Source organism: Nonomuraea corallina, from assembly GCF_027620315.1.
GTDB lineage: Bacteria > Actinomycetota > Actinomycetes > Streptosporangiales > Streptosporangiaceae > Nonomuraea > Nonomuraea corallina.
In genome coordinates this window covers 23,295-29,497 of sequence record NZ_JAPNNL010000086.1, presented here as the reverse complement: position 1 = coordinate 29,497, position 6,203 = coordinate 23,295, and the positions used below count along the sequence as shown (strand labels likewise).

Annotated in this window: 6 protein-coding genes; 2 read left to right on the top strand and 4 right to left on the bottom strand. The window is 71.2% G+C overall.

The genetic code is table 11. The annotated features are described in order from the left end of the window. The 4 genes from OUY22_RS21155 to OUY22_RS21140 all read right to left on the bottom strand — a co-directional run. Positions 1–978, bottom strand: a 978-nt coding sequence (locus tag OUY22_RS21155; RefSeq protein WP_270156801.1) for a glycoside hydrolase family 3 protein, incomplete at its 3' end; no start/stop codon positions are given. Positions 979–1,036: 58 nt separating this feature from the next. Further along, a complete protein-coding gene (locus tag OUY22_RS21150) occupies positions 1,037–1,888 on the bottom strand; it encodes a carbohydrate ABC transporter permease (protein ID WP_270156800.1) in 852 nt (283 codons plus the stop codon). Beyond that, positions 1,888–2,892, bottom strand: a complete 1,005-nt coding sequence (locus OUY22_RS21145; RefSeq protein ID WP_270156799.1) for a carbohydrate ABC transporter permease — start codon at positions 2,890–2,892, stop codon at positions 1,888–1,890. The genes OUY22_RS21150 and OUY22_RS21145 overlap by 1 nt, the downstream gene beginning before the upstream one ends. Before the next feature lie 6 nt (positions 2,893–2,898). Further along, entirely contained in the window at positions 2,899–4,224 is a 1,326-nt protein-coding gene (locus tag OUY22_RS21140; protein ID WP_270156798.1) for an extracellular solute-binding protein, read from the bottom strand. A 138-nt stretch (positions 4,225–4,362) separates the two neighbouring features. Here OUY22_RS21140 and OUY22_RS21135 point away from each other — a divergent pair, with 138 nt between their 5' ends. Next, on the top strand, positions 4,363–5,508 hold the full coding sequence (locus tag OUY22_RS21135; RefSeq protein WP_270156805.1) for an ROK family transcriptional regulator: 1,146 nt from the start codon (positions 4,363–4,365) through the stop codon (positions 5,506–5,508). Positions 5,509–5,531: 23 nt separating this feature from the next. Continuing rightward, positions 5,532–6,188 carry a M15 family metallopeptidase gene (locus tag OUY22_RS21130; protein WP_270156797.1) on the top strand — a complete coding sequence of 219 codons (657 nt, stop codon included), beginning with the start codon at positions 5,532–5,534 and terminating at the stop codon, positions 6,186–6,188. Positions 6,189–6,203 lie beyond the last annotated feature (15 nt).

Here is a 6,203-nt window from a genome sequence, read left to right as displayed (position 1 = left end):
CGCCGTCACCCGGGCCGCCGCCTCCTCCAGCCGGGCGGGCGGCAGCGTGCCCTCCCGCACGGCGGCCACGATCGCGTCGATCACGCCCCGCACCTCGTCGCGGCCGGGCAGCGGACCCAGGCAGAGCAGGTCGGCGCCGGCGGCCAGCGAGCGCACCGCGCCACCGCCGAGCCCCACGCTCTTGGTGATCGCGTGCATGTCGAGCGCGTCGGAGACCACCACGCCGTCGTAGCCGAGCTCGTCGCGCAGGAGCCCGGTGAGCGCGGCCGTCGAGAGCGTGGCGGGCGTGCGGCCGGTGAGCGCCGGCACCGCCACGTGCGCCGTCATGATCGACTTGGTGCCGGCGGCGATGGCCGCGCGGAACGGCACCAACTCCCGGCCGCGCAGCACCTCCGGCGTGACGTCCACGACCGGGACGGCCACATGCGAGTCCACCCGGGTGGCGCCGTGGCCGGGGAAGTGCTTGACGCAGGCCGCGACGCCCGCCGCCTGCAGCCCTTCGACGGCGGCCACCGCGTGCCGGGCGACCAGGTTCGGCTCGTCGCCGAACGCCCGGGTGCCGATCACCGGGTTGTCCGCCTCGGAGTTCACGTCGGCGTCCGGCGCCATGTCCAGGTTGACCCCGCACCCGGCCAGCTCGGCGCCGATCGCCTGGTACACCTCCCGGGTCAGGCCAGGGTCGTCCACCGCGCCGAGAGCCGCGTTCCCCGGGTACGGGCTGCCCACGTGGTAGTCCAGCCGGGTGACGTCGCCGCCCTCCTCGTCCAGCGAGATGACCGGCTCGCCGCCCGCCTCCCGCAGCGCCGCGGTGAGCGCGGCCAGGCGCTCGTGGCCGTCGACGTTGAAGCCGAAGAGCGTGACGCCGCCCAGCCCGTCTTCCAGCTCGCGCAGCACCCAGCCCGGCGGCGTGGTGCCCTGGAAGGCGGCCAGCAACGTGCCGGCCGCGAGGCGGCGCAGCCCCCGATCACTTCGACTCATGGCTCCTCATCAGGTGAAAGCGGGCAGCCTCGGATACGGGAGGCACCCGTGGTGTCGATCAGCCCTTGACGGCGCCGGCCATCAGGCCGGTCACCATGCGGCGCTGCACGATCATGAAGAAGACGACGACCGGGATGGTCATCATCGTGGAGCTGGCCATGATGGCGCCCCAGTCCGTGCCCTTCTGGCCGAAGAAGTACTGCAGGGCCACGGGCATGGTGTAGCCGGACGACTCGCTCATCAGCACCAACGCGAAGATCAGCTCGTTCCACGCGGTGATGAACGAGAAGATGCTGGTGGCCACGAGGCCGGGCGCGACCAGCGGGAACAACACCCGCCAGAACGTGACGAACCTGGACGCCCCGTCGATCCAGGCGGCCTCCTCCAGCGACTTGGGCACCGCGGCGACGAACGTGCGCAGCATCCAGATGCCGAAGGGCAGCGTGAGCCCCACATTGACCAGGATGAGGCCGCCGAGGTGGTCGTACAGGCCGAGATCCTTGACCCGCAGGAACAGCGGGATGAGCAGCGCCTCGGCCGGGATCATCTGCGCGAGCAGCAGCAGGAACAGGAAGCCGGTGCGGCCCTTGAACCGGAACCGGGCCACCGCCGTCGCCGCCAGCAGCGAGAAGACCGCCCCGATGAGCACGGTGCCGAGGGCCACGATCGCGCTGTTGCGCATGTAGACCCAGATCGAGTTGCCGGCCACGCCCTCGGTCAGCACCCGGTGCAGGTGCTCGAAGGTGAACTGGGTGGGGAACGGGATGAACTCGGTGGTGAAGATCTGGTCGTTGGTCTTGAAGGCGGTCGTCACCATCCAGTAGACGGGGAAGACCGCGAACAGGAACACCAGGAGGGCGGTGCCGTTGAGCGCCACCTTGCCCAGACGCTTCCTGGCCAGCGGGCTCATCACAACTCCTCCTGCTTGACCAGTTGCCGGATGTACACGGCGGTGACCACCAGCAGGATCACCGTCAGCACCAGCGCGATCGCCGAGCCCGTGCCCATCTTCTGCGGCGCCTTGAACGCCTCGGTGTAGGAGTACATGGACAGGTTGAACGCCTCACGGTTCGTCGGTCCGCCCATGAGGACGTACAGCTGGCTGAAGACCTTGAAGTCCCAGATGATCGACAGCACCGTGAGCACCGCGAACACCGGCTTGAGCAGCGGGAACGTGATCTTCCAGAACGTGCGCCAGCCGGACGCCCCGTCGACCCGCGCGGCCTCGTACAGGTCGGCCGGGATGCCCTTGAGCCCGGCCAGCACCGACACCGCGATGAACGGGAAGGACGCCCAGACCACCGTGATGACCAGCACCAGGTAGACCGACCAGGCGTCGTTGAGCCACGGCTCCCCGGTCCAGTCGGCCCGGCCGAACAGCACGGCCGACAGCCAGTCGGGCAGCAGGTTCAGCGCCCAGTTGATCATTCCGGCCTCGGCGTCGAACAGCCACCGCCAGATGATGCCCTGCGCCACCGGCGGCACGGCCCACGCGCACATGATGCCGATCACCAGGAACGCGGACATCTTCCTGCCGAGCTTGCTCAGCAGGACCCCGACGGCGGTGCCCAGCACCAGGGTCAGCGTGACCGCGATGACCGCGAAGACGACCGTGTTGCGCAGCGAGTCCCAGAAGATCTCGCTGTCGAAGATCCGGGTGAAGTTGTCGGTGCCGACCCATTCGGCCGGCCTTCTGCCGCTGATCTGCGGCAGGCCCACCTTCTGGAAGGCGATGACCGCGACCTGGATCATCGGGTAGAGCAGCAGCGCCCCGATGACGAGCAGGCCGGGGATCAGCAGGACGTAGGGGATGGACCAGACGGGCAGGCCCCTGCCTCTGCGGCGTCGGGACGGGCCCCGGCCCGGGGCGGAGGCGTGCCTGCCGCCCCGGGCCAGCGTCGACGTGTTCGTCATGGGTCCTCAGGACTGGTTGAGGATGTCTTCGAGTTCGGTGTTGGCCGCCGCGAGCGCCTCGTCGGCGGAGGCCTTGCCCTCGATCACCTGGCGCGCGGCGTTCTGCAGCACGGCCTTGGTCTCGTTGGCCTCGGTCCAGTTCGGGTCCGCGGGGAAGGCCTTGGCCTTGGCGAACGCGGCCGCGAACGGCGCCTGCGCGGGGTCCTCGGCCAGCTTGGCGAGCGCGTCCGGGTAGACCGGCAGCAGACCGCCGTCGGTGGCGTACCTGACGCCCCACTCCTTGCCGGTGGCCAGCTTCACGAACTCCTTGGCCGCCTCCGGCTCCTTGGCGGTGCCCCACACGGCGATGTCGTTGCCGCCGAGGAACGCCTGCGCCTCGCCGCCGTCCTTGCCCGGCAGCGGGAAGAAGGCGAGCTTGTCGCCCTTGAGCTTGCCCTTGCTCTCCTCCTCGATCGCGGCCAGGTCCCAGGACGCGGTCAGGTACATGCCGACCTTGCCGTTGGAGAAGCGGGTACGGATGTCCGAGCTGTTCTGGGTCAGCCGCGACTTGCTCGACAGGCCGTCCGTCACCAGGGACGTGTACTGCTCGAAACCGGCCTTGAAACCGGGGTCGGCCAGCTTGGCGACCCACTTGTCGCCTTCCTTGACCGCGTACTCGCCGCCCGCGGTCCAGGCCAGCGAGCCGAGCAGGTGGTTGGCGTCCGAGCCGCCGTTGAAGGCGAAGCCGTCGACGTCCGAGCCCTTCTCGGCCTGCACCTTCTTGGCCGCGGCCACGAGCTCGTCCCAGGTCTTCGGGACCTCGATCTTCAGCTCGTCGAACCAGTCCTTGCGGTAGAGCACCGCGCGGGTGCCGCCGCCCCACGGCACGGCGTACGTCTCGCCGTCGATCGTCTCCAGCCCCATGAGGTTCTTGGGGATCTGGGCCTGGTCGCCGGAGCTGACGATGTCGGTGACCGGGGCGAGCGCCTCCTGGCTCACCCAGAGCGGGACCTGGTCGTTGCCGATCTCGGTGACGTCGGGCCCGGCGCCACCGGCGGCGGCGGCGGTGAACTTGTCGTTCACCTGCGGCCACGGGATCCACTCGACCTTCACGCTGGCGCCGGTCTGCTGCTGGAAGGCGGCGACCAGCTCGTCGGTGTACTTCTGCGCGTCGGGGTTGCTGTCGCCCAGGCGCCAGAGCGTCAGCTCCTTGCCCGCGTACGCGGGGCCGCTCGCCGCGGCGGTGCTCGCCGCGCTCGGCTCCGCCGGCGCCTCGGAGCCGCCACAGGCGCCCACGCCCAGGGCCAGCGCGGCCGTGGTGACCGTAGTGGCTGTGATCTTCGCGATCCTCACAGGGTTCTCCCTTCCCGGGTGCCGGCCTACGGTCCGCACCAGGCTGATCGTCAATGCCGAACGACAGGTGTTAAACTAACAAGAAACTTTCTTAAAAAAAACCGTCCGTTAGCCGATCGTGACGAGAGGGGCATGAAGATGAGCCGGAGCCCGGGGACCCCTCGGCTGCTGCGCAGGCTGAACGACCGCTCCGCGCTCGAACTCCTCCTCGCCGAAGGCCCGCTCACCCGGGCCGAGCTGGGCGAGCGGACCGGACTGTCCAAGGTCACCGCAGGTCAGCTGCTCGCCAGGCTGGAGGACAGGGGCCTCGTGGAGGTCGCGGGGGAACGCGCCGGCGGCAGGGGACCCAATGCCGCACTTTACGGCGTACGACCCTCCAGCGCCTACGTCGCCGGGCTGGAGGTGCTGCCGGAGAGCGTCACCGCCGGGGTGGCCGACATCACCGGCCACACCGTGGTCGAGGTCACGGTCAACCCCTCCGACGGCGATCCGGTCCGTACGGTGCAGGCCGGGGTCGAGCGGGCCTGCGCCGCGGCCGACGTCAGCCTGTCGCGGCTGCGCGCCTTCGTCATCGGCACCAGGGGCATGGTCGACCCGCGCACCGGCGACGTCCGCTTCTCCCTGGACCTGCCCGCCTGGCACGTCGGCGTGCTGGCCGGCCTGCGCCGCACCCTCGGCGCCTCCGTCACCATCGAGAACGACGTCAACCTGGTCGCCCTCGCCGAGCACCGCTACGGCGCCGCCGTCGGCGTCGACGACTTCGTGGTCATGTGGGCCGGCGTCGGCCAGGGCCTCGGCGTCATGCTCGGCGGCCGGCTGCACCGCGGCCTCACCGGCGGCGCCGGGGAGATCGGCTGGCTGCCCGTGCCGGGCGAGCCGCTGCCCTCCGAGGTCAGGCAGCCCAACTCCGGCTCCTTCCAGCGCCTGGTCGGCACCGCCGCGCTGCGGGGACTGGCGGGCGCGTACGGGGTGCCCGGCGCCGAGGTCCCCGACCAGGTGCGCAACGGCGGGGACGGCTACCTCGACGAACTGGCGGCCCGGCTCGCCGTGGGCGTGGCCGCCGTCGCCGTCGTCCTCGACCCCGGGCTGATCGTGCTCAGCGGCGACATCGGCCGCGCGGGCGGCGACCGGCTGGCCTCCAGGGTCCAGGACGCCGTCGCCCGCATCTGCCCCGCGCCGCCCCGGGTCGTCGCGGGCGGCGTCCCCGGCAACGCGGTGCTCCGCGGCGCCCTCGTGGCCGCCCTGGAACAGGCTCGCGAACAGGTGTTCTCCGACACTGTCTGACCGCTATGTGAGAATCACTGCACATGTGGCACCCTCCGAGCGACATCGTGCTCATCTCCGATCCCCGCGTGGCGGCGATCCCCGTGCGGGACAACGGCGAGGCCCTGGCCGACACGCGCGGCCGCCTCCGCGTGGACGACCGGCTCGCCGACGCCGAAGGCGCCTACGCCCACCTGCGCGCCGGACTGCTGGCCAGGCTCGAACGGGCCGAGCGGCACCTGCCCGCCGGCTACCACTTACTGATCGTCGAGGGCTACCGGCCCGTCGCCACCCAGCGCCGCTACTTCGAGGGGTACCGCGACCAGCTGCGCGCCGCCTCGCCCGCCCTCACCGAGCAGGAGGCGCACGTCGCCGCCAGCCGCTACGTCTCCCCGGTCGAGGTCGCCCCGCACACCGCCGGCGCCGCCGTCGACCTCACCCTCTGCGACCCCGAGGGCGCCGAGTACGACATGGGCACGCAGGTCAACGACAACCCGGAGGACAGCGACGGCGCCTGCTACACCGCCGCCCCGCACATCTCCGCCGACGCCCGCGCCCACCGCAAGCTCCTGGCCGCCGCGCTGGAGCCGGTCGGGCTGGTCAACTACCCCACCGAGTGGTGGCACTGGTCCTACGGCGACCGCTACTGGGCCCTGGCCACCGGCGCCTCCGCCGCATGCTACGGGCCGGTAACGATGTAGCGATTCCGGAAGGCG